The sequence below is a fragment of the Pseudomonadota bacterium genome, assembly GCA_010028905.1.
Classification (GTDB): domain Bacteria; phylum Vulcanimicrobiota; class Xenobia; order RGZZ01; family RGZZ01; genus RGZZ01.
This window is the reverse complement of sequence record RGZZ01000909.1, coordinates 1-1,090: the sequence shown is the minus strand read 5'-3', so window position 1 is coordinate 1,090 and position 1,090 is coordinate 1. Positions and strand designations below refer to the sequence as shown.

At 68.2% G+C, this 1,090-nt stretch carries 1 protein-coding gene; it reads right to left on the bottom strand.

Going from position 1 to position 1,090, the window contains the following annotated elements:
- Window positions 1-952 (bottom strand): PA0069 family radical SAM protein (locus EB084_26295; GenBank protein ID NDD31773.1); only part of this gene is annotated, 952 nt, incomplete at its 3' end.
- Window positions 953-1,090: the final 138 nt, after the last annotated feature.

Here is a 1,090-nt window from a genome sequence, read left to right as displayed (position 1 = left end):
GCTGGGCAACCTCGTCTGCGAACACCCCCTCGCCCCGCATGCGTGTGGTGAAGTCGGAGCTGTTCAGGCGTCCTCCGCGCATGGCGCGGATGCGGTTGAGCACCTTGTCGCGTCGGTTGGGGAAGTGCTCGGAGAGCCAGTCGGAGAACAGGTCCTTGACCCCATGGGGCAGGCGCAGCGCGGTGTAGTCGGCCCAGCGTGCGCCTGCACGCGCCGCGGCGCAGATCACGGCAGGTACTTCGTGGTCGTTGAGTCCAGGGATCACGGGTGCGGCAAGCACGCAGACGGGAACCCCCGCCGAGGTGAGGGCGGAGATGGCCTCCAGCCGTCTCTCGGGGGTTGGCGCGCGGGGCTCGAGCCGACGCGCGAGGGTGGCGTCAAGGCTGGCGATGGAGATGCACACCGCTGCCGCGTCGTGACGCGCCAGATCGCCGAGGAGGTCGGCATCTCGGGTCACGAGCACGTTCTTGGTGATGACGATGACGGGGTTGCGGAACTCGGTGAGCACCTCGAGGCAGCGGCGCGTGAGCCCTAGTTTGCGCTCGATGGGCTGGTAGGCGTCGGTGACACCGCTGAGGCCGAGCACCTGCGGGGTCCAGCGCTTCGAAGAGAGCGCGTCGCGTAGGAGCGCGGGGGCGTTCTCCTTCACCATGATGCGGGTCTCGAAGTCGAGGCCTGCGGAGAACCCGAGGTACTCGTGGGTCGGACGCGCGTAGCAGTAGATGCAGCCATGCTCACATCCTCGGTACGGGTTCATGCTGGCGTCGAACATGACGTCAGGGCTGTCGTTGGTGCTGATGATCGACGACGTGTCATCGCGCAGGAACGTCGTCTGCGGCGCGGGCAGCTCGTCGGGAGAGAGGTCGGCAATGTCCGGGTCGAGCGCATAGCTTATGGTCTCGAAACGCCCAGCGGGATTGCTCGAAGCGCCGCGGCCGTGGGGTGCAGGCATGAGCACAGCGTTCACGGCGCGCAGGGGCTGTTCCTGGTGCGTGGGGTGCGCGTGGTGCGCGTGGTGCGTGGAGGGCGCGTGGTGACGCGTGGTGCGTGGAGGGCGCGTGGTGACGCGTGGTGCGTGGAGGGCGCGTGG